This window comes from Pseudomonas sp. LAMO17WK12:I10, assembly GCF_900215185.1.
GTDB lineage: Bacteria > Pseudomonadota > Gammaproteobacteria > Pseudomonadales > Pseudomonadaceae > Aquipseudomonas > Aquipseudomonas chlororaphis.
In genome coordinates, this window is the sequence record NZ_OBDX01000026.1 from 87,028 (window position 1) to 105,698 (window position 18,671).

General features: G+C 64.7%; 20 protein-coding genes and 1 pseudogene. 12 read left to right on the top strand and 9 right to left on the bottom strand.

Annotated elements, in window-relative coordinates:
• The first annotated feature begins 114 nt into the window (after window positions 1–114).
• On the top strand, window positions 115–1,098 hold the full coding sequence (locus tag CRO75_RS24585; protein WP_097138805.1) for a siderophore-interacting protein: 984 nt from the start codon (window positions 115–117) through the stop codon (window positions 1,096–1,098).
• Window positions 1,099–1,175: 77 nt separating this feature from the next.
• Here the strand turns inward: CRO75_RS24585 and CRO75_RS24590 are convergent, their stop codons facing one another.
• A complete protein-coding gene (locus tag CRO75_RS24590; RefSeq protein ID WP_097138833.1) occupies window positions 1,176–1,916 on the bottom strand; it encodes an alpha/beta fold hydrolase in 741 nt (246 codons plus the stop codon).
• Window positions 1,917–2,110: 194 nt separating this feature from the next.
• Here CRO75_RS24590 and CRO75_RS24595 point away from each other — a divergent pair, with 194 nt between their 5' ends.
• On the top strand, window positions 2,111–3,247 hold the full coding sequence (locus CRO75_RS24595; RefSeq protein WP_097138807.1) for a cupin-like domain-containing protein: 1,137 nt from the start codon (window positions 2,111–2,113) through the stop codon (window positions 3,245–3,247).
• A 3-nt stretch (window positions 3,248–3,250) separates the two neighbouring features.
• Here the strand turns inward: CRO75_RS24595 and CRO75_RS24600 are convergent, their stop codons facing one another.
• Window positions 3,251–4,444, bottom strand: a complete 1,194-nt coding sequence (locus CRO75_RS24600) for an MFS transporter (RefSeq protein ID WP_009044819.1) — start codon at window positions 4,442–4,444, stop codon at window positions 3,251–3,253.
• 132 nt (window positions 4,445–4,576) lie between these two features.
• Between CRO75_RS24600 and CRO75_RS24605 the strand changes: the two genes are divergently transcribed.
• The 6 genes and pseudogenes from CRO75_RS24605 (at window position 4,577) to CRO75_RS24630 (ending at window position 10,108) form a co-directional block, all read left to right on the top strand.
• Window positions 4,577–5,164: a TetR/AcrR family transcriptional regulator gene (locus CRO75_RS24605; RefSeq protein WP_097138809.1), complete on the top strand. Its 588-nt coding sequence runs from the start codon at window positions 4,577–4,579 to the stop codon at window positions 5,162–5,164.
• A gap of 118 nt (window positions 5,165–5,282) precedes the next feature.
• Window positions 5,283–6,083, top strand: a complete 801-nt coding sequence (locus CRO75_RS24610) for a glucose 1-dehydrogenase (protein ID WP_097138810.1) — start codon at window positions 5,283–5,285, stop codon at window positions 6,081–6,083.
• Window positions 6,076–7,896: a glycoside hydrolase family 15 protein gene (locus CRO75_RS24615; RefSeq protein ID WP_097138812.1), complete on the top strand. Its 1,821-nt coding sequence runs from the start codon at window positions 6,076–6,078 to the stop codon at window positions 7,894–7,896. Before CRO75_RS24610 ends, CRO75_RS24615 begins: the two co-directional genes overlap by 8 nt.
• Window positions 7,897–8,006: 110 nt before the next feature.
• Window positions 8,007–8,285: pseudogene (locus tag CRO75_RS24620) on the top strand (cysteine hydrolase family protein); the annotation flags it as partial.
• A 105-nt stretch (window positions 8,286–8,390) separates the two neighbouring features.
• Window positions 8,391–9,155: a hypothetical protein gene (locus CRO75_RS24625; protein WP_085533865.1), complete on the top strand. Its 765-nt coding sequence runs from the start codon at window positions 8,391–8,393 to the stop codon at window positions 9,153–9,155.
• A gap of 50 nt (window positions 9,156–9,205) precedes the next feature.
• On the top strand, window positions 9,206–10,108 hold the full coding sequence (locus CRO75_RS24630) for an alpha/beta hydrolase (RefSeq protein WP_097138813.1): 903 nt from the start codon (window positions 9,206–9,208) through the stop codon (window positions 10,106–10,108).
• Here CRO75_RS24630 and CRO75_RS24635 read toward each other — a convergent pair.
• On the bottom strand, window positions 10,094–11,086 hold the full coding sequence (locus tag CRO75_RS24635; protein WP_097138815.1) for a GlxA family transcriptional regulator: 993 nt from the start codon (window positions 11,084–11,086) through the stop codon (window positions 10,094–10,096). The genes CRO75_RS24630 and CRO75_RS24635 overlap by 15 nt on opposite strands.
• 114 nt (window positions 11,087–11,200) lie before the next feature.
• Between CRO75_RS24635 and inhA the strand changes: the two genes are divergently transcribed.
• On the top strand, window positions 11,201–11,887 hold the full coding sequence (gene inhA / locus CRO75_RS24640) for an isonitrile hydratase (RefSeq protein WP_097138817.1): 687 nt from the start codon (window positions 11,201–11,203) through the stop codon (window positions 11,885–11,887).
• Window positions 11,888–11,976: 89 nt separating this feature from the next.
• Here inhA and darC read toward each other — a convergent pair whose 3' ends face one another.
• The 3 genes from darC to darA form a co-directional block, all read right to left on the bottom strand.
• The gene (gene darC / locus CRO75_RS24645; protein ID WP_110402621.1) at window positions 11,977–12,234 is read right to left on the bottom strand and encodes a 2-hexyl-5-propylresorcinol biosynthesis acyl carrier protein DarC; all 258 of its coding nucleotides are present in this window, start codon (window positions 12,232–12,234) and stop codon (window positions 11,977–11,979) included.
• Between the two features lie 80 nt (window positions 12,235–12,314).
• A complete protein-coding gene (gene darB / locus CRO75_RS24650) occupies window positions 12,315–13,466 on the bottom strand; it encodes a beta-ketoacyl synthase DarB (RefSeq protein ID WP_085533857.1) in 1,152 nt (383 codons plus the stop codon).
• 7 nt (window positions 13,467–13,473) lie between these two features.
• On the bottom strand, window positions 13,474–14,415 hold the full coding sequence (gene darA / locus CRO75_RS24655) for a 2-hexyl, 5-propylresorcinol biosynthesis aromatase DarA (protein ID WP_097138819.1): 942 nt from the start codon (window positions 14,413–14,415) through the stop codon (window positions 13,474–13,476).
• Window positions 14,416–14,923: 508 nt separating this feature from the next.
• Between darA and CRO75_RS24660 the strand changes: the two genes are divergently transcribed.
• Window positions 14,924–15,328, top strand: a complete 405-nt coding sequence (locus tag CRO75_RS24660; protein ID WP_009044831.1) for a GFA family protein — start codon at window positions 14,924–14,926, stop codon at window positions 15,326–15,328.
• Window positions 15,329–15,550: 222 nt separating this feature from the next.
• Here the strand turns inward: CRO75_RS24660 and CRO75_RS24665 are convergent, their stop codons facing one another.
• Genes CRO75_RS24665 through CRO75_RS24675 form a run of 3 tightly spaced genes read right to left on the bottom strand, consistent with a single transcriptional unit; the run spans window position 15,551 to window position 17,177 of the window.
• Window positions 15,551–16,357, bottom strand: a complete 807-nt coding sequence (locus CRO75_RS24665) for an aminoglycoside phosphotransferase family protein (protein WP_097138821.1) — start codon at window positions 16,355–16,357, stop codon at window positions 15,551–15,553.
• A 15-nt stretch (window positions 16,358–16,372) separates the two neighbouring features.
• A complete protein-coding gene (locus CRO75_RS24670; protein WP_097138822.1) occupies window positions 16,373–16,732 on the bottom strand; it encodes a metalloregulator ArsR/SmtB family transcription factor in 360 nt (119 codons plus the stop codon).
• The gene (locus CRO75_RS24675; protein ID WP_097138824.1) at window positions 16,722–17,177 is read right to left on the bottom strand and encodes an SRPBCC family protein; all 456 of its coding nucleotides are present in this window, start codon (window positions 17,175–17,177) and stop codon (window positions 16,722–16,724) included. The genes CRO75_RS24670 and CRO75_RS24675 overlap by 11 nt, the downstream gene beginning before the upstream one ends.
• A 208-nt stretch (window positions 17,178–17,385) precedes the next feature.
• On the opposite strand from CRO75_RS24675, the gene CRO75_RS24680 reads away from it, so the two are divergent.
• Window positions 17,386–18,033, top strand: a complete 648-nt coding sequence (locus CRO75_RS24680; protein WP_097138826.1) for a hypothetical protein — start codon at window positions 17,386–17,388, stop codon at window positions 18,031–18,033.
• 78 nt (window positions 18,034–18,111) lie between these two features.
• Window positions 18,112–18,513 (top strand): lysozyme inhibitor LprI family protein, encoded by a 402-nt coding sequence (locus CRO75_RS24685; RefSeq protein WP_097138827.1) that lies wholly within the window; start codon window positions 18,112–18,114, stop codon window positions 18,511–18,513.
• Window positions 18,514–18,671 lie beyond the last annotated feature (158 nt).

An 18,671-nucleotide genomic window follows, 5' to 3' on the forward strand; every position in this document is an offset into this window, starting at 1 on the left:
GGGCAGGGGGAAAAATTAACCCCCGCCCCAGCGCGCCAGACCGCGGCCCGCCGTTAAATTCCACGGATGGCGACTCGTCAAAAGAGGACCATTACTTTCCACAAGGTCGCGATCATGTCCTCTGCAACCTCACTGGCCAACTTCCTGTCAAACAGTTCGCTGGCAAACGGCTTGCGCAAGCTGGTCGGCGCAGGCAGCCAGCAGCCGCGCGCCTACCGCCTGATCAATGTCCAACTCAAGCAACGGATCAGCCTCAGCCCCTGCATGGCGCGCTTCGTGTTCACCGGCGAGGACGTCGCCCACACCCGCACCCTGGCGCCGGACCAGCGCATCAAGCTGCTGTTCCCCGCTGCCGACGGCCTGCCGCCCGAATTGCCGCGCATCGGTGACTGGCACGCGGCCCGGCGCAAGCTGCCCGCGGCGCAACAACCGCCGATGCGCACCTACACCATCCGCGCCCTGCGCGCCGAGCCCGCGGAGCTGGACGTGGACTTCGTGCTGCACGGAGTCACCGGCCCGGCGTCGCGCTGGGCGACTCACGCCAAGGTCGGCGACCGCCTGCAGATGGCCGTGCCCGACAAAGCCTTCAGCGGCGACCCCGGCGGCTACGAATGGCAACCGCCGGCAGGGATCCGCAAGGTCCTGCTGATCGGCGACGAAACCGCGCTGCCGGCCATCGCCGGGATTCTCGAAGACCTGATGGAGTACCCGACGCCGCCCGATGTCCAGGCGTTCATCGAAGTGCCCCACGAAAGCGATTGCCTGGCGCTGCGCCACAACCACCAGACCCGCCTGAGCTGGCTGCCCCGCGATGTGCTGGGCGCCAGCCATGGCGAGGCGCTGATGCACGCCGCCCGGGAACTGGCCGAGCTGCCCGCGCCGAGCAAGCACCCGCGCCCCCTGAAGCCCCAGGAGAACGCCAACGACCTGCGCCCCTGGGATTCGGCAAAACCTGCGGACAACAGCTTTTATGCCTGGATCGCCGGCGAGTCGGGCACGGTCATGAAGATCCGCCGGCACCTGATCAACGAGCGTGGCCTGGAACGCCGCAATCTGGCGCTGATGGGCTACTGGCGCCTGGGCATGTCGTTGGGCTGACAGATCTGCCTGGGCCTTGAGAACGCCGCGGCCGTACCGGCCGTTCGCAGCCTGCGGCAGCGGCTACATTGCCTGGCTCAGGAAACCGCGGTTTCGGCTTGCAGGTGACGCCGACGATGCACCTCAAGGTGACCCTTGATCAGGCTCAGGACCCTGGCTTCGTGTTCGTGGATGAAGAAGTGCCCGCCCGCCAGCATGTCCACGGAGAAGCTGCCCTGGGTTTCCTTTCTCCAGCCAATCAACTGTTCGGTGGTGGCCCGGTCGGCCTTGCCTCCCAGGACATGCACCGGGCAGTTCAGCAACGGTCGCTGCAGCGGGCGAAAACGGCCACACAGGAGAAAGTCGGCGCGCAGGATCGGCAGGGTCAGGCTCATCAACTCCTGGTTGGCCAACACCTCTTCACTGGTGCCATTGAGGGTGCGCAGCTGTTCGATCAACTGTTCGTCCGTCTTGGGGTCGGCAAAACCCCGGTCGTAGTCGGTGCGCAGGGTCGGCGCCGCGGTTCCCGAAGCGAACAGCGCCACCGGTTCCGGACCACCCAGGGCCCGCAGGGCGTGGGCCAGCTCGCAGGCCAGCAGCGCCCCCAGGCTATGGCCGAACAAGGCATAGGGCGTACGCAGGCCCGCGCGAACTTCCAGCGCCAGTTGCCGCGCCAGCTCGCGCATGTCGGTGGCCAGCGGCTCGGCGTAACGGGCGCCCCGCCCGGGCAGTTCCACCGGCTGCAATTTCAGCCATTCGGGCAGCTTGCGCCGCCAGCGGCTGTAGACCATGGCGCTGGCTCCGGAATACGGCAGGCACAGCAACGTCAGCTGGGTCACGGTGTTCCCCTTGAGAAAAATGATGGTAAAGACTGGACGTGCCACCTGGCCGGCAAATTAGTGCACCAGCCGGCTGCTCCTACAGTAGCTCCCCTTCGCTTGACCGGTCGTCATTGAGTCAGTCGTCCCCATAAATTTCCCGATACAGCCTTCGTTCTCTGCTGCAGATCAAACCGCAAATAAGAGAGATCGCCGTGGACTTGCAGACCATTCTGTCAAAGCTGTTCGCCAATGCCGGTGCCGTGGGAATCGAAGGCACCTTTCAATTCGTGTTCGGTCCACAACTGGCATTCTGGTCAGAGGTCCAGGCGCACAGCCGCACCGAAGCCGGCCGGCATCCGACGCCTGATGTCACCATCGAGGTCGGCCAGGCCGACTTTCTCGGGATCATGGGCGGCAGCGCCAACGTCGAGGAACTGTTCGCCAGCGGCCGCCTGAAAATCGGCGGCAACATGGGCCTGGCCACGCTGCTGCCGCAGATCATCGACCATGCCCGGCATGGCGGTGGCGCGCTGGAAAAGAAAGTCGAGATGAACACCCGCTACCCCACCCCGCCGCGCTACAGCGAACAAGTCTCGGCCGGCCTGCCGACCCAGCACACGGTGGAACGGCGTCCGCGCAGCGGGCTGTCGGTGGAGGAGTTCAGGACGCGTTACCTGCCCCAGGGCATTCCCGTGGTGATCAGCGATGCCCTGCAGGACTGGCCGCTGTTCCAGCTCAGCCGCGAAGAATCGCTGGTGCACTTCGCCGAACTGCAAGGCATCACCCGCCACGGCGACTACGTGAAGAAGACCTTTTCCACCGAGCGCGACTTTCGCTCCACCTCCATGGCCGAGTTCATCGCCTCGCTGGACAACCCGGCGCCGAAAAACGCCGACGGCGAACCGCCCGCCTACATGGGCAACAACATCCTGCCGGCGCAGTTGCTGGAGCAGATCCAGTACCCGCCCTACTTCGACCGCTCGCTGTTCATCCCGCCACGGATCTGGATCGGCCCCAAGGGCACCCTGACCCCGCTGCACCGCGACGACACCGACAACCTGTTCGCCCAGGTCTGGGGCCAGAAGTCCTTCATCCTCGCCGCGCCCCATCACCGTGAGGCGCTGGGCACCTGGTCGACCGCGCCCGAGGGCGGGCTCGACGGTTGCGAGGTCAACCCGGACGCGCCGGACTACGAGCGTTTTCCGGCCTCGCGGGACGTGACCTTCCTGCGGGTCATCCTGGAAGCCGGCGACCTGCTGTTTCTGCCCGAGGGCTGGTTCCATCAGGTGCAGTCGGTATCCACCTCGCTGTCGGTGAATTTCTGGGTCAACTCCGGGCGCGGCTGGTAAGGCTCAGGCGACCGCCGGCTGGCCCCGGGTCAGCCGGCGCCAGCTCTGCACCGCCGCCCCCAGTACCACCACCCCCGCCGCCTGCGCTACCCAGAAGCCGCTGCGCGCGCCAAAGGCATCCACCAGCCAGCCGGAGCTGGCCGCACCGATGGCCACGCCGATGCTGACCCCGGTGACCAGCCAGGTCAGGCCTTCGGTGAGCTTGGCCGGCGGCACGATGTTTTCCACCAGGGCCATGGCGACGATCAGGGTCGGGGCGAAGAACAGGCCGGAGACGAACACCGCCAGGGACAGGCCGAAGATATTGCTCGCCAGCAGCAATGGCAGGGTGGTCACGGCGGTGGCGATGCCGCCGTACATGAACAGTCGCGGCAGCGGGATATTCAGTTTCAGCGCGCCGAAGGCGATGCCCGCCAGGCAGGAACCGATGGCGTACACCGACAGCACGATGCTCGCCGCCGCGGGTTGCCCCTGCTGCTGGGCGAACGCCACGCTGACCACATCCACCACGCCGACGATCATGCCCATGGCGATCATCAGCAGCACCAGCAACTGCAACTCCAGCGAACGGATGATCGACACGTCGTGCCGGGCCTCATGGGGATGCACCGGCGGCTCGGTCGCCCGTTGCGCCACCAGCGCGGTGACGCCGATCGCCAGCATCAGCAGCGCCGCCAGCGGCCCGGCCTCGGGGAAGGCCGCCACGCACAGCCCCACCGACAACGGCGGGCCGACGATAAAGCACACCTCATCGAGCACCGATTCCAGGGCATAGGCGGTCTGCAACTGTGGCTGGCCGCGGTACAGTTCGGTCCAGCGGGCGCGGACCATGGCCGGCATGCTCGGCATGCAGCCGGCCAGGGCGGCGAACAGGAACAGCGTCCAGTGCGGCGTCTGCAAGCGGGTGCACAGCAGCAACGCCAGCAGTGCCCCACCGCCCACACCGGCGGCGATCGGCAGCACCCGGCCCTGGCCGAAACGGTCGACCAAGCGCGACACCTGGGGCGCGCAGAAGGCCGTGGCCAGGGCGAAAGTCGCCGCCACCGCACCGGCCAGCGCATAACCGCCCTTGAGCTGGGCCAGCATGGTGATCAGGCCGATGCCGGTCATCGACATCGGCATCCGCGCAATCATCCCCGCCACCACGAAAGCGCGGCTGCCGGGGGCGTTGAACAGTTCGCGGTAAGGGTTTGCCATTGTCATCACACCTTGTTTGAGGCTTGCCAGAAATGCACCGCAAGGCAAAAATACATACGGCGCGTATGTGAGAAAGCATGAGAACATACGCGGCGTATGTCAATCCATGTATCAGTTGTGTGAGTGCCCGCCATGAGCCCGCGTCAACGCGCCGAGATGATCGAAGAAACCCGCAGCAAACTCATCGCCAGTGCCCGCCAGGCCTTTGGCAGCCTGGGCTATGCCAACACCTCGATGGACGAGCTGACGGCCGAGGCGGGCCTGACCCGAGGTGCCTTGTACCACCATTTCGGCGACAAGAAAGGCCTGCTGGCGGCGGTGGTGGAACAGCTCGACGCCGAGATGGACCAGCGCCTGGAGGCAATCTCGCGCAGCACCGACGACCTGTGGGCCGCCTTCGTCCAGCGCTGCCGCACCTACCTGGAAATGGCCCAGGAAGCGGAGATCCAGCGCATCGTCCTGCAGGACGCGCGCGCGGTACTCGGCGACCTGACCGAGGCCAGCGAGGAGCAGTGCGTGGCGTCCTTGAGCGCGCTGCTGGATGAGCTGATGCAGGCCGGCCTGGTGGTCAACGCCCCCAGCGAAGCCCTGGCGCGCCTGATCAACGGCAGCCTGCTCGACGCCTCGCTGTGGATTGCCCGGGACGAGCATCCGGGGCAACGATTGCAGCAGGCACTGGCCGGGCTGGAGGCGTTGCTGCAGGGCTTGCGGGTGCGCTGAACCCCGGCGCCGGATGCTTGGATCGGCCCCGCCCTCCTCCGGGATTTCGTGTCCCCGGTGAACTCCTGCCCGCTCTTGCCAGTCAGCTGAACAGGCTCTCCGGTTAAGGTGCGTGCTCATGAATATCTCCCTGAACCAACAAGTCGCCCTGGTCACCGGCGCCAGTTCCGGCATCGGCGCCGCGGCGGCCACCGCCCTGGCCGCGGCCGGGGCCTCGGTGGTGCTCAATTACCATCGGCAGGCGGCGCCCGCGGAAAAACTCGCCGCCGATATCAACGCCTGCGGCGGCCGGGCCATTGCCGTGGGCGCCGACATCTCCCAGGAAGACCAGGTCCAGCACCTGTTCGACAAGGCCCTGGAAGCCTTCGGTTTCCTCGACATCCTGGTGGCCAACTCGGGCCTGCAAAAAGACGCCGCCACGGTGGACATGACCCTGGAGGATTGGAACCAGGTGATCAGCGTCAACCTCACCGGCCAGTTCCTCTGCGCCCGCGCCGCCCTGCGCATTTTCAACCGCCAAGGCATCCGCAGCGGCGTGTCGCGCGCCGCCGGCAAGATCATTCACATGAGCTCGGTGCACCAACGGATTCCCTGGGCCGGGCACGTCAACTACGCGGCGTCCAAGGGCGGTGTGGACATGCTGATGCGCAGCCTGGCCCAGGAGGTCAGCCACCAGCGCATCCGCGTCAATGCCATTGCCCCGGGCGCGATCGCCACGCCGCTCAATCGCAAAGCCACCGAGGGCGCGGCCGAGCGCAAGCTGCTCGAGCTGATTCCCTACGGGCGCATCGGCGACGTCAAGGACGTGGCCAACGCCGTGGTCTGGCTGGCCAGCGATGCGTCCGACTACGTGCTCGGCAGCACCCTGGTGATCGATGGCGGCATGAGCCTGTACCCGGAGTTTCGCGACCATGGCTGACACTGAACGACAGGCACCGATCGACGCCCACGGCATCATCGGCGACCTGCGCAGCGCCGCGCTGGTCAACGACAAGGGCAGCGTGGATTTTTTCTGCTGGCCGGAGTTCGACAGCCCGTCGATCTTCTGCTCGCTGCTCGATACCCCGGACGCCGGCATCTTCCAGTTGGCGCCGGACCTGCCCGACGCCCGCCGCGAACAAATCTACCTGCCCGACAGCAACGTGCTGCAGACCCGCTGGCTGAGCGAGCGGGCGGTGGTCGAAGCCACCGACCTGCTGGCCATCGGCGACAGCGAGGACGACCTGCCGCTGTTGATCCGCCGGGTGCGGGTAGTCAGCGGCCGCACCACCCTGCGCCTGCGCTGCGCGGTGCGCCATGACTATGCCCGCGCCACCACCCGCGCGCGGTTGGACGGCGACGCGGTGTGCTTCGAGGCCGAGCGGCAGCCGGGGCTGCGCCTGGTGGCCAGCCAGCCCCTGCGCATCGACCGGGAGGCGGCGGTGGCCGAGTTCGAGCTGGAACAGGGGCAGAGCGCCGAATTCATGCTGGGCGGGCTCGACGATCCGCGACTGGTCACAGGCGGCAGCGACCTGTGCCTGGAACGCACATTGAAGTTCTGGCGCGACTGGATCGGCCAGTCCAACTACCGCGGCCGCTGGCGCGAAATGGTCAATCGTTCGGCCCTGGCGCTGAAGCTGCTGACCTCGCGCAAGCACGGGGCGATCCTCGCCGCCGCCACTTTCGGCCTGCCGGAAACCCCGGGCGGCGAACGCAACTGGGATTACCGCTACACCTGGATCCGCGACGCCTCGTTCACCGTCTACGCCTTCATGCGCCTGGGCTTCGTCGAGGAGGCCAACGCCTACATGCGCTGGCTGCGCGGGCGGGTCAGCGACTGCCGTGGCCAGCCGGCCAAGCTGAATATCCTGTACGCCATCGACGGCCGCCAGCAACTGCCGGAAACCCAACTGTCGCACCTGTCCGGGCATGGCGGCGCGACGCCGGTGCGTATCGGCAACCAGGCCTATGAACAGGTCCAGCTGGACATCTTCGGCGAGCTGCTGGACGCGGTGTACCTGGTCAACAAATACGGCGAGGCGATTTCCCACGAAGGCTGGAAACACGTGGTGGATGTGGTGGATCAGGTCTGCAGCAGCTGGGACGGCGAGGATGTGGGCATCTGGGAAATGCGCGGCGAGCAGCATCACTTCCTGCATTCGCGGTTGATGTGCTGGGTCGCCCTGGACCGGGCCATCCGCCTCGCCTCGAAGCGCTCGCTGCCGGCGCCGTTCGCCCGTTGGGACCAGACACGCCAGGCGATCTACGACGATATCTGGAGCAACTTCTGGAACGCCGAAGGCGGGCATTTCGTCCAGTGCCGGGGCGGCACCGCGCTGGACGGCTCGATGCTGCTGATGCCGCTGGTGCGCTTCGTCGGCGCCCGCGACCCGCGCTGGCTGGCGACCCTGGAAGCCATCGAGAGGACCCTGGTGCGCGACGGCATGGTCTACCGCTACCGCAACGAAGACAGCCAGATCGACGGCCTGGCCGGCACCGAAGGCGCATTCGCCGCCTGCTCGTTCTGGTACGTCGAATGCCTGGCCCGCGCCGGCCGGCTGGACCAGGCCCACCTGGAGTTCGAGCAACTGCTGCGCTACGCCAACCCGCTGGGGCTGTACGCCGAAGAGTTCGACAGCCATGCCCGGCACCTGGGCAACACCCCCCAGGCACTGACCCACCTGGCCTTGATCAGCGCGGCGAGTTTTCTCGATCGCCGCCTCAGTGGCGAGAAGATCCTCTGGCAGCCTTGACCCGCAATACGCCCCATCGCCTGGCGCCTACAGAAGACAAGCCGTTCGCGGCAACGGCGGTTTGCGGGCAGAATAGGCCGCCCGGCCCGCCCAAGGATTCCCATGCGTTCTTCATCAAGCACGGCTACGCCCCCACGCCGGACACCATCGCCTAGCTGCGCAGCCTGGCCCCGGAGCGCGTGCTGGTCTGCGGCATCCAGACCGACACCTGCGTGCTCGCCGCCGGCTGCGCCCTGTTCGACGCCGGCCTGCAACCAACGCTGATCACCGACCTGACCCTGGGCTCGTCACTGGACCGCAGCGGGCAGTTGGGCATGCGGTTGTGGCAGCACCATTTCAAGCACCGGGTGACGAGCAGCGAGCTTGTGCAGGGCGCGACCGGGCGCTGAAAGACCCAGCGTAAGACAGGCCTTGCCCGGGAATCATTCATCTCCTTTTCCGGCGCGGACGGTTAACGTCCGTCCCCCCATGAACACACGACAGGAACGTTAAACGTGGTCCCGAAAATCGACATCACCCATTATTTCTCAGCGACCCGCAAGATGCTGTTCCTGGCGGCACATACGGAAGGAACCGCGGAGCGGCTGGGGTATCACGAGCACGCCAATCTGGTGTTCAAAAGAACCGCGGAATTTCAGATCGAGTTGATCCAGACCATCGAGCATGTGCTGAAACTGGGTTTGATCAGGCCCGCCCTGGCCACCCTTCGCACCTCGCTTGACCTGGCTGCCCGGTTCTCCTGGCTTGCCGAAAACTTCGATGATCGCCTCGAAAGGTTTTCCCAGGGCCAGTGCCCTGGCGTGCAAAAAATGATGTCCGCCGCGAACCTCGGCTGGGGCGACGAATACCAGAAGTCCTACGCGCCCCTTTCGGACTTTGTCCACGGCAGCTTCACCCTGTCCGACTTCAACAAGGTGCAAAGGGACTATCGGCAGGATGCGCCCTACTCACCCCTGGGCGACTACTTCATTGTCCAGTCGGATGAAGGCACGCATGTGCGGATAGTCGAAGACGTCACCATCGCCGAACTGATTGCCAAGCACGGGGGCTACATCACGCTGAAAGCCTTCGACATCGCGCTGACCATGCTCATGCGGGCCTCTGGTGACTATGCCGATGCGTTCAACTGGTGGCCGGGACGCGCGATGCTGGAGGAGTATGACGCGCTCGTCAGCCAGTACGACGACACTACGAACTTCCTCTGGCGCTCTGAAAAACACCGGTTGGCCGTTTGCAGGGTCGAAGGCCGCTACCGATGAGCTAAAGTTCGAATCTTGGTCAACAATCTTGGTCAACGATGGTGCCTGGAATGAACAACTCGCCTGCGCTCGAACACGTCCTGACGCCCCGCCTGCGTATCGCCTACGAACACCACGGCCCCGCCGACGGCGAGCCGGTGATTCTGTTGCATGGTTTTCCCTACGACCCACGCAGCTACGACGAGATTGCCCCCGAGCTGGCGGCGCGCGGCTATCGGGTGATAGTGCCGTACCTGCGCGGCTACGGCCCGACCCGTTTCGCCGGCCCGGACATCCCGCGTTCCGGGCAACAGGCGGCGCTGGCCCAGGACCTGCTGGACCTGATGGACGCCCTGGAGATCCCCCGGGCCGCCCTCGCCGGTTTCGACTGGGGCGGTCGCGCCGCCTGCATCGTCGCGGCCCTGTGGCCGGAACGGGTGCGCTGCCTGGTAAGCGCCGACGGCTACAACATCCAGGACATTGCCCGCTCGACCCAGCCGCGACCGCCCGAGACCGAGCACCGGCTCTGGTATCAGTATTATTTCCACACCCAACGCGGGGTCGACGGCCTGACCGCCAACCGTCGCAAACTGTGCGCACTGCTGTGGCGACTGTGGTCGCCGACCTGGGATCGCGGCCGCGAACTCTATGATCTGAGCGCGCCGTCGTTCGACAACCCGGACTTCGTCGAGGTGGTGATCCATTCCTACCGGCATCGCTTCATGTACGCACCGGGCGACCCGAGCCTGGAACATATCGAGCAGGCCCTGGCGCAGCAGCCGCCGATCCGCGTGCCGACCCTCTCGTTGTGCGGCGCCGATGACGGGGTCGGCCCGGCGAGCGAAGAGGACGAAGACATCGGCCTGTTCACCGGCCCTTACCAGCGCCGGATCTTGCCCGGGGTCGGCCACAACGTACCGCAGGAAGCGCCGCAGGCCACCTTGCAGGCACTGCTGGAACTACTGGAAGCCTGACTCCCCCTCTGGCGAAAAGCGCTCCCGATACGCCTGCGGCGTCACGCCGACGACCCTCAGGAAGCTGCGGCGCAGGGTTTCTTCGCTGCCGAAGCCGCACTGCACGGCGATGCGCTTGATCGCCACGCCGCTGTCGCCGAGCAGACGCCGGGCGCTTTCCACGCGGATCTGTTCGATGGCCCGGGCCGGGGTCTGGCCGGTGTCGGCGCGGTAGTGGCGGACAAAGCTGCGTTCGCTCATGCCGGCCCGCTCGGCCAGGGCCGGGATGTTCAGCTCGCGACCGAGGTTTTCGGCGATCCAGGCGTGCAGGTCGTCGAAGCGGCTGCCCTGTTTTTGCAGGGCCAGGGTCGCGCTGAACTGCGACTGGCCGCCCGGGCGCTTGAGGAACACCACCAGTTGCCGGGCCACGTCCAGCGCCATGGCATGCCCCAGGTCCGCCTCCACCAGCGCCAGGGCCAGGTCGATACCGGCGGTGACGCCGGCCGAGGTCCAGACCGGCCCCTCGTTGATGAAGATCGGGTTGGCTTCCACCCGCAGCTGCGGATATTGCCGCGCCAGTTGCTCGCAGCGGGTCCAGTGGGTGACCACCCGGCGCCCATCGAGCCAGCCACTGGCGGCCAGCAGGAACGCCCCGGTGCACACCGACGCCACCCGCCGCGCCAGCGCCGCCTGCTGGCGGACCCAGGCCACCAGCGCCGGATCTTCCGCCGCAGCGTACACGCCCCAGCCGCCGGCGATGACCAGGGTGTCGCAAGGCGTGCCCGGCGCCGGCAAGGGCTCGGCCAGCAGCGTCAGCCCGGCCGAGGTGGTCACCGGCCCGTCGCCCGCGGCGATCACATTCACCGCGTAGGGCAGCGGCAGGCCTTTATGCCGCGCCAGGTCGTTGGCCGAAGCAAACACCTGCAGCGGGCCCGTGACATCGAGTACCTGGGCGTTGGCGAAAGTCAGTACATGAACGGTTCTGGCGGTCTGGGGCATGATTGGCGTAAATCGTGGGTAGGTTGGCGTATTCGCCAAAGCCTAGGGCGCTAGAGTCGAACCGTCCAGCCAGATAAACGCGGACACCTTCGAACTTCTCCAGGGAGATACCCCATGACGCTGCAGATCGGTTTCCTGTTGTTCCCCAACGTCCAGCAACTCGACCTGACCGGCCCCTACGATGTGCTCGCGTCGCTGCCGGACGTGCAGGTGCATCTGGTCTGGAAGGCGCGCGGGCCGGTCACCGCCAGCACCGGCCTGGTGCTGCAGGCGACTACCAGCTTCGCCGACTGCCCGCCGCTGGACGTGATCTGCATCCCCGGTGGCGCCGGTGTCGGGCCGTTGATGGAAGACCCGCAGACCCTCGACTTCATCCGCCAGCAGGCGGCGCAGGCACGTTATGTCACCTCGGTGTGCACCGGCTCCCTGGTGCTCGGCGCCGCCGGGCTGCTGCGGGGCAGGCGCGCCACTACCCATTGGGCCTACCACCATTTGCTGGAGGCGCTGGGGGCGATCGCGGTACAGGAACGCGTGGTGCGCGATGGCAACCTGTTGAGCGGTGGCGGGATTACCGCCGGGATCGATTTTGCCCTGACCCTGGCCGGCGAACTGTTCGGCGAGGCAACGGCGCAGCGGGTCCAGCTGCAACTGGAATACGCCCCGGCTCCGCCGTTCGCGGCCGGTAGCCCACGGACAGCCCCCAAAGCGGTGGTGGAGCAAGCCCAGCGGCTCGCGGCGAACGCCATCCAGCAGCGCGGCGAGATCGTCGACAGGGTCGTGGCGCAGTGGCGGCAGGCCTGAGACGGCGCTTACAGAAGCTGAAGAAAGATGCGGACCAGAGCAACCTTATCGGCCAGCTGAGCCCTGGCCGCATCTTCGATGAACCGACGTCAGGCCGGGACTGCTTGCTCACTGGCCTGTCGGAGGTAGTCGATCACCTGCTGCACGGTCTGCAGGTCATCGGCTGCGTCGTCCGGGATCGTGAGGTCGAACTCGGCCTCCAGGGCCGACACCAGTTCCACCCGGGCCAGCGAGTCTGCTCCCAGGTTCTCGACGAACGAGTCCTGGTTGCCGATCTGCGCCAGGTCGACGGCCAGTTCGCTCGCCACCACTCTTTTCACGCGTTGTTCGAGGTTTTCCATGTTCATTCCCTTGCAGTTGGATGCGTACCACGAAACAGTGGCCGACCCACGCCGGCCACCGGGTTCTTGCGCCTTGGCGAGGCGCGTCAGACCACCGTCAGGTGCATGAAGCCGCCGGAGAAGCGCCCGCTTTCCGGGACGAAACACAGCACGCGCTGCCCCTTGTGCAGGCGTCCGGACTCCAGCAGCTCATGGATCATGATGTAGATCGACGCCGAGCCGGTGTTGCCGCGCTCGGACAGGTTGGTGAACCAGCGCTCCTGGGGAATCGCCAGCTCGGTGTTTTCCAGGCACTCGGCAATCGGCTTGCGGAAGTATTCCGATGACATGTGCGGCAGGAACCAGTCGATGGCCTCGGGCGACAGGTTGCGCTTGATCATCACCTCCTTGAGCGGCTTGCCGAGGGTGTATTTCACCACGTTCTCGTTCAGCAGCCGCACGTCCTGCTTGATCGCGAAGATCGAGCGCGAGGCCCACTCCTCCGGGGTCAGCAGCTTCCAGCCGACCAGGCTGTCGTCCTCGGCCTTTTCCGCGCCGGCGTACATGCAGGTCGGCAATTCGTTGGCGTAGGAGAAGATGTCGATCCAGTCGATGCGCAGCGACAGGCCGCCGGCCCGTGGCTGGTTCTCGAGCAGGAAGGCCCCGGCCCCGTCGGACAGCATCCAGCGCAGGAAATCCTTATCGAAGGCGATTTCCGGGCGGGCTGCCATCTGCGCCACCAGCGCCTCGTTTTCCGCATCGAAATTGCGCGCATGCAGCACCGGCGAAGGCACTTCCGAGGCGGTGGCCACGGCATTGCGGCTGGCCCCCGCAAGCACCGACAGGTAGGCGTATTTCAGCGCGGTGAGGCCCGCCAGGCAGATGCCGGCGGTGGACACCACCTCACAAGGCTTGTTGCCCAGTTCGCCATGCACCATCACGCCATGGTTGGGCATCAACTGGTCCGGCATGGTGGTGCCGGTGGACAGGCATTCCATGGTGTCCAGGGTAAAGCCGTCGCCCACCAGGCCCTTGATTGCCTCGGCGGTTATTTGCGCGTTAGTGAAACGGGGAATACCGGTCTGCGGGTCCAGCACATAATAGCGCTGCTTGATTCCGTTATTACGCAGCACGACTTGCCGAGACCGTGAAGGTCGCCCGCCCACATACCCGAGAATGCTCTCCATCGTATCGTTATCCACTGCCTCTCCCGGCATATAAGTGGATGTTTTCGTGATATAGACAAACAATTCACTCATGATGATTTCACCCTTCGGATTCAAGATTTAGTTGCGAACCGGACGGCTGTTCGTAATAACGCTGTAACTTATCGAGACGCGCCCGGATAAAGGGATGAAGCAAACGGCGTAACACCAGTGAAACAGGCAGGACAGTCAAGATGACCAACAATAGATAAACGATGAACAGGCACAGCAAGAGTCGCCGTAGCCATTGCCCATACTTGCCGAAACGGCAAATTATTCCCGACCAGAACTTGAAGCCTCTATAGGCCGCCCGCTCGCTGAGTATCAGCCCGGGGTTGACGGTCGCCGCCCCCAGCCCTGCCAGCATCGGCCCGTCGGCTTGCTCTTTATTGGCCTGCAGGGCGGCCTTCAATGCCCGCCCGAAACGTGCGGCGCCCTGAATATCCTCGGCGCTGATCCCGGCCTTGGGCAGGCCGAGGAATGACTCGCGGCTGCCGGTGAACATCCAGCGCGGCGTGGTAATCAGGGTGGCGAAGGTATTGGCCCGGTCGGTCAGCACCACGTTGTCGCGCAACCGCGCGCCGGCCTCGTGCAGCAGGCGCTTGACCGCCTCCTGGGCCATCAGCCACATGTTGCGGCAGGCGATCACCGTGACCACCGGGCGCCCGGCCAGCAGGCGCTTGCCTTGCGCGCTCTTGAGAAACGCGGTGATCAGCGGCGACGGCGACAGATACCAGACCTGGTACGCCAGGATCACCAGGTCGAAGGACCCGGGATGATCGGTATGCAGCGGTTCGATGGCCGGCGGGCTGAGCTGCACGGTCTCGGGAAACACGTCGAAAAACCGGCCCACCGGCCAGGGAAACGGATAGGCGACCCGGGGCTTGAGCACCATCTCATGCACCTTGACCTCCCGCGTCGAACGCAGGGGCGAGATCAGGCTTTCGACCACGTCGTTCAACTGACCGCTTTGCGAATAACGAACCACAAGAACATGTTTCATAAGTGCGGGGACCTTTGGCTTTTCAACCACACAGACACGCCAGAGATTCACTTGAATGTGAACTTCAGCATAAAAGGCAGTTTTTATAAGTTGGGCACGACGAGAAAGACGCGCACTGTATTCGTGGCTGGTCGAACTTAAAAAACAAAACATGATGCACGATAAAAACAGCAGCACCCGGAGCAGTGGCCTGGTGACGAACTGAAACCGGAAATCGCCCACCCCGCATGACAAATACTTTCTGCCTGTTTTTGACAGAAAGAACCTGTAGTGGGACAGAACCCGTCTTCTGGTTGAAACTGTATCTGCAATCGGACGCTTGTAAACCTACCAACTCTGGTAGGCCCTTCGCGCTACCCAACGGACGAACTTACATGCTCTTATCGGAACTTTTTTTATTTAAGCAGGGCACATTCAATACTGGCTACTGGCCTTAATCAAAAAGTTTTCCCGCTAATGTCCGGGCAGCTTCTACACTCTGGCCCAGCCTTCCCTCAGGAACCTTGCCATGCACAAGACTTACACCGGCAGTTGTCATTGCGGTGCCGTGCGCTATGAAGCCGAGATCGACTTGAGCCAGGGCACCAACAAGTGCAATTGCTCGATCTGCAGCAAGACCCGCAACTGGAACGCGATCATCGCCCCCAAGGCCTTTCGCCTGCTCAGTGGCGAACAGGCGCTGAGCGACTATCGGTTCAACAGCGGCAATACCCATCATCTGTTCTGCAAGCATTGCGGCGTGCGCCCCTTCGGGCGCGGTCATGTGCAGGAGATCGGCGGCGACTATGTCGCGGTGCAAGTGATGACCCTGGATGACATCGACCTGCAGGAACTGCTTGCGGCCCCGGTGCACTATGCCGACGGGCGCCATGACAACTGGGGCAACGTGCCGGAGGAAACCCGCCACCTCTAGCTTTTCCACGGGCGAAAAAAAACCCCGCCGAAGCGGGGTTTCTTCAAGACCATTACGACATCCTGTCGCTGCATCCTTGCACATGGTCGGTCATCCATGACCCTGAGCGCGTCCTGCGCTGCAGTTGGTGGGTGAAGATTAAGCCTGTCGCCCAATCGGCAACAGGCGAGATAGCAGCCAGCGCATGTAAGCCTTTCGCCATAGATCGACCTGCCAAAACCCCTAGGCCGCGCCTTCCAGAGCGTGGATGGCCAATTCCGCCACTTGCAGTTGGTGTTCCGCGCTGGGTACGTCGCCGTCCTCCAGGAACCAGGCGGCGGACAGCCCGGTATAGGCCAGCACCCATTGCAGCAGGCGCTTGCGCTCCAGCCCGGCGGCCTGGGCGATGACCTCGACCTGGCGGGTGAAGCGCCGCGGATCGCTGCTGGTCGCCAGGTCCGGGTTGCAGATCAGGTTGGCGAAATCGAAACCGCGCTCGCCCATGACCCGCTTGGGATCGATCACCAGCCAGCCGCGTTCCTCGAAGTCCAGCACATTGTCGTGATGGATATCGCCGTGCAGCACCACCTGTTCCCGAGGGGTAGCCAGCAGTTCATCGGCCGTGGCCAGGCAGCGCAGGAAAACCCCACCCTCGCGCCGGGCGGCCGGGCGCAGGGCCTTGAACCATTCCTGCAGGCCCAACAGCGGCGGCAAGGGCGTCGCGCGTGGCGCATGCAGGCGTGCCAGGCTGGCGCAGACGATCCGGCTGACCTCGTCGTCTTCGCCGGCCAGGGCCATCCGCATCAGCGAGCGCCGACCCATGGCCCGCTCCATCAACAAGCCATCGCCGTGGTGTGCGTAGACCCGGGCGGCGCCCTCCCCGGCCCACCAGACCATCAGGCGGTTGCCGTATTTCTCCTCGTCGTCGAGGGCGATCTTCAGCATCGCCGGCGCATCGTCCAGGCGCACCGGCAGCAGGTGGCTGCCAGGGGTGACGATGGGCGCGCCATCGACCTGCAGGTTCCAGCGTTTCAGGTAAAACTCGAACATCCGTGACTCTTTCCGTTATGACTCGACAAAGGCCTGCAATTGACCCAGGGCATGATCCCATTGCTGGCTGATCACCTCCAGCGAGCGCCGGGCCTCGGCCAGCCGGCCCGGTTCGAATGCCCACAGGCGCTCGCGCCCCAGCTTGGCGTCGCGCACCAGCCCGGCCTGCGCCAGCACCTGCAAATGCTTGGTCACCGCCTGGCGGCTGATGTCGGTGCCGAGGGTCAGCTGGGTGATCGACATAGCGCCGCCGCCACACAGAATGGCAACGAGCCGCAGGCGGGTCTCGTCGCCCAGTGCCGCGAAGATCATGGCCGAGCCGTCCAGGGATGCCGCCACCGGCAGCAGAGATGTGGAAGAGGTATCAGGGGCCAAGGTAGGTCTCGATATTGTTCATCTGCTCGTCCCAGCCGCGGCTGTTCATGCGAAACGCCTTGAGCCGCCGCTCGGGTGGAATGCCATCGAATCCCGACTCGACCACCCGCAGCAAGGTGCCGCCGTCCAGGTCTTCGAGCTCGAATTGCACCAGGGTGCTGGGCTCGACGGAATAATCCACGCCCGGCTCCACCGCATAAGGGTGCCAGCTGAAGGCGAACAGATGTTCGGGCTCCAGCCGCTCCACCAGCACATCCCAGACCAGGTGTTCATACCCGGGATAGGTAATCTGCCCCCGGGTCCGTTGCCCGACGACAAAACGCTGGCCCGCGAGCGCCACGCCGAACCAGCTGCCGAACGCCTCGGCATTCGCCAGCGCGGCCCAGACACGAGAACGGGTTGCCTTGAGCAGGATCTTTCTTTCGATGCGATCTGATGAGTTCATGGGTCACCTCCAGTGATCAAACCCTAGACGCTCTCGCGAAAAACGCAACCTGATAGTTGCGTATTTTTTTGTCGCCCGACCAAGCACGGGTTGAAATCCTTCACCCTGCCGCCGAAAAACAGGGCTAAGCTCGCCACTCTCCAATGGCTGCCCCGCCACTGCGCAGCGCGGTGGAGAAGACACCGGACAACAAAATGGAATGCCTCCGATGACCCAGACGCCCCCCGGAATCACCCTTGAAAAACTGCGCCGGGCGATCAGGCTGATCGACGAGCCGCTGATCGAACTGACGCCTCAGTCGCTGACCTACCTGCGCTCCTACCCCGCCCTCTTGGCCGCCTCCAGAACCCTGGCCAGCTCCCACGACAGTGGCGACCTGCTGCTGCAGTTATCGGCAATGTGCTACGGCTGGATGCCCAGGGTGGCCCGGGTGAATGCCAGACATGTCGATAAAGCCTCGGCCGCCCTCGCCTGCGCACTGCAATCGAACGTTCTGATCGACACGGCGCAGATGCAGGATCTGGCCAACAGCCTGCACTCGGTAGTGGGCACCTCCAAGCTCCTGCACTTTCTGCGCCCGCAGCTCTATCCGATCTGGGATTCGAAGGTCGCGCGAGTCTGGGCAACCACCGATGCCACGACCAACATGAGCAAGGTTGAAAACTACCGTTCCTACATCGAGGACATCAGAACCCTGATCGCGGCTCCCGGTTTCGCCGCATTTCATGAGGACTTCGACCAGGCGTACAGCCGGCGCCTCGACAGGCTGAAGATCGCGCCCTATAGCCTGACACCGGTCCGCGCGGTCGAGGCCGAGGCCTTCGAATTGTCCGGCGGCGATTATGACGACGATTGACCGGCGGCCCTTGCCGCGCGACGCCAACATCGGGCGATGTCCCTTGTCGGCGTGTCACCCTTCACTGTGAGAATCCCCATGAACCCACGCATTTTTCTGGCCCTGGCGCCGCTGCTACTGACCCCGCTGGCCCAGGCCGCCGACTGTGCCAATGCCAGCACCCAGGCCGCCATGAACCAGTGCGCCGCCGAGCAGCACAAGGCCGCGGACAAGGAACTGAATACGCTCTACCAGCGCATCACCCAGCGCCTGAAGGACAACCCGGACGGCAAGAAGCTGCTGGTCGGCGCCCAGCGCGCCTGGGTGGCTTTTCGGGATGCGGAATGCGGGTTCGCCGCCTCCGGGGTGGCCGGTGGCAGCGTCTATCCGTTGATCTACAGCAACTGCACCACCGACCTGACCAAGGCCCGGGTCGAGGCATTCAAGACCTACCTCAAGTGCCAGGAAGGCGACCTCGGCTGCCCAGTGCCGGGGAATTGAATCGGCGGCGATCTTTAGATTTTTCGCGAGCAAGCTCGCTTGCATGTCTTAAGGTGGGCCTGTCGGGGTGGAGGGACTTAACTCGCTTCTGCAAGCCAGACGGTAGGAGAATTCCCCCACTCTCGCGTTCATCACAAGCGCCGATAAGGAATCCATCG

Coding starts and splice junctions, on each gene's coding strand:
- CRO75_RS24605 (WP_097138809.1), top strand. CDS start 4,577: ATGAGCCCGCGTCAACGCGCCGAGATGATCGAAGAAACCCGCAGCAAA.
- darA (WP_097138819.1), bottom strand. CDS start 14,415: ATGAAACATGTTCTTGTGGTTCGTTATTCGCAAAGCGGTCAGTTGAAC.
- CRO75_RS24630 (WP_097138813.1), top strand. CDS start 9,206: ATGAACAACTCGCCTGCGCTCGAACACGTCCTGACGCCCCGCCTGCGT.
- CRO75_RS24610 (WP_097138810.1), top strand. CDS start 5,283: ATGAATATCTCCCTGAACCAACAAGTCGCCCTGGTCACCGGCGCCAGT.
- darB (WP_085533857.1), bottom strand. CDS start 13,466: ATGAGTGAATTGTTTGTCTATATCACGAAAACATCCACTTATATGCCG.
- CRO75_RS24600 (WP_009044819.1), bottom strand. CDS start 4,444: ATGGCAAACCCTTACCGCGAACTGTTCAACGCCCCCGGCAGCCGCGCT.
- CRO75_RS24665 (WP_097138821.1), bottom strand. CDS start 16,357: ATGTTCGAGTTTTACCTGAAACGCTGGAACCTGCAGGTCGATGGCGCG.
- CRO75_RS24660 (WP_009044831.1), top strand. CDS start 14,924: ATGCACAAGACTTACACCGGCAGTTGTCATTGCGGTGCCGTGCGCTAT.
- CRO75_RS24615 (WP_097138812.1), top strand. CDS start 6,076: ATGGCTGACACTGAACGACAGGCACCGATCGACGCCCACGGCATCATC.
- inhA (WP_097138817.1), top strand. CDS start 11,201: ATGACGCTGCAGATCGGTTTCCTGTTGTTCCCCAACGTCCAGCAACTC.
- CRO75_RS24675 (WP_097138824.1), bottom strand. CDS start 17,177: ATGAACTCATCAGATCGCATCGAAAGAAAGATCCTGCTCAAGGCAACC.
- CRO75_RS24680 (WP_097138826.1), top strand. CDS start 17,386: ATGACCCAGACGCCCCCCGGAATCACCCTTGAAAAACTGCGCCGGGCG.
- CRO75_RS24585 (WP_097138805.1), top strand. CDS start 115: ATGTCCTCTGCAACCTCACTGGCCAACTTCCTGTCAAACAGTTCGCTG.
- darC (WP_110402621.1), bottom strand. CDS start 12,234: ATGAACATGGAAAACCTCGAACAACGCGTGAAAAGAGTGGTGGCGAGC.
- CRO75_RS24635 (WP_097138815.1), bottom strand. CDS start 11,086: ATGCCCCAGACCGCCAGAACCGTTCATGTACTGACTTTCGCCAACGCC.
- CRO75_RS24685 (WP_097138827.1), top strand. CDS start 18,112: ATGAACCCACGCATTTTTCTGGCCCTGGCGCCGCTGCTACTGACCCCG.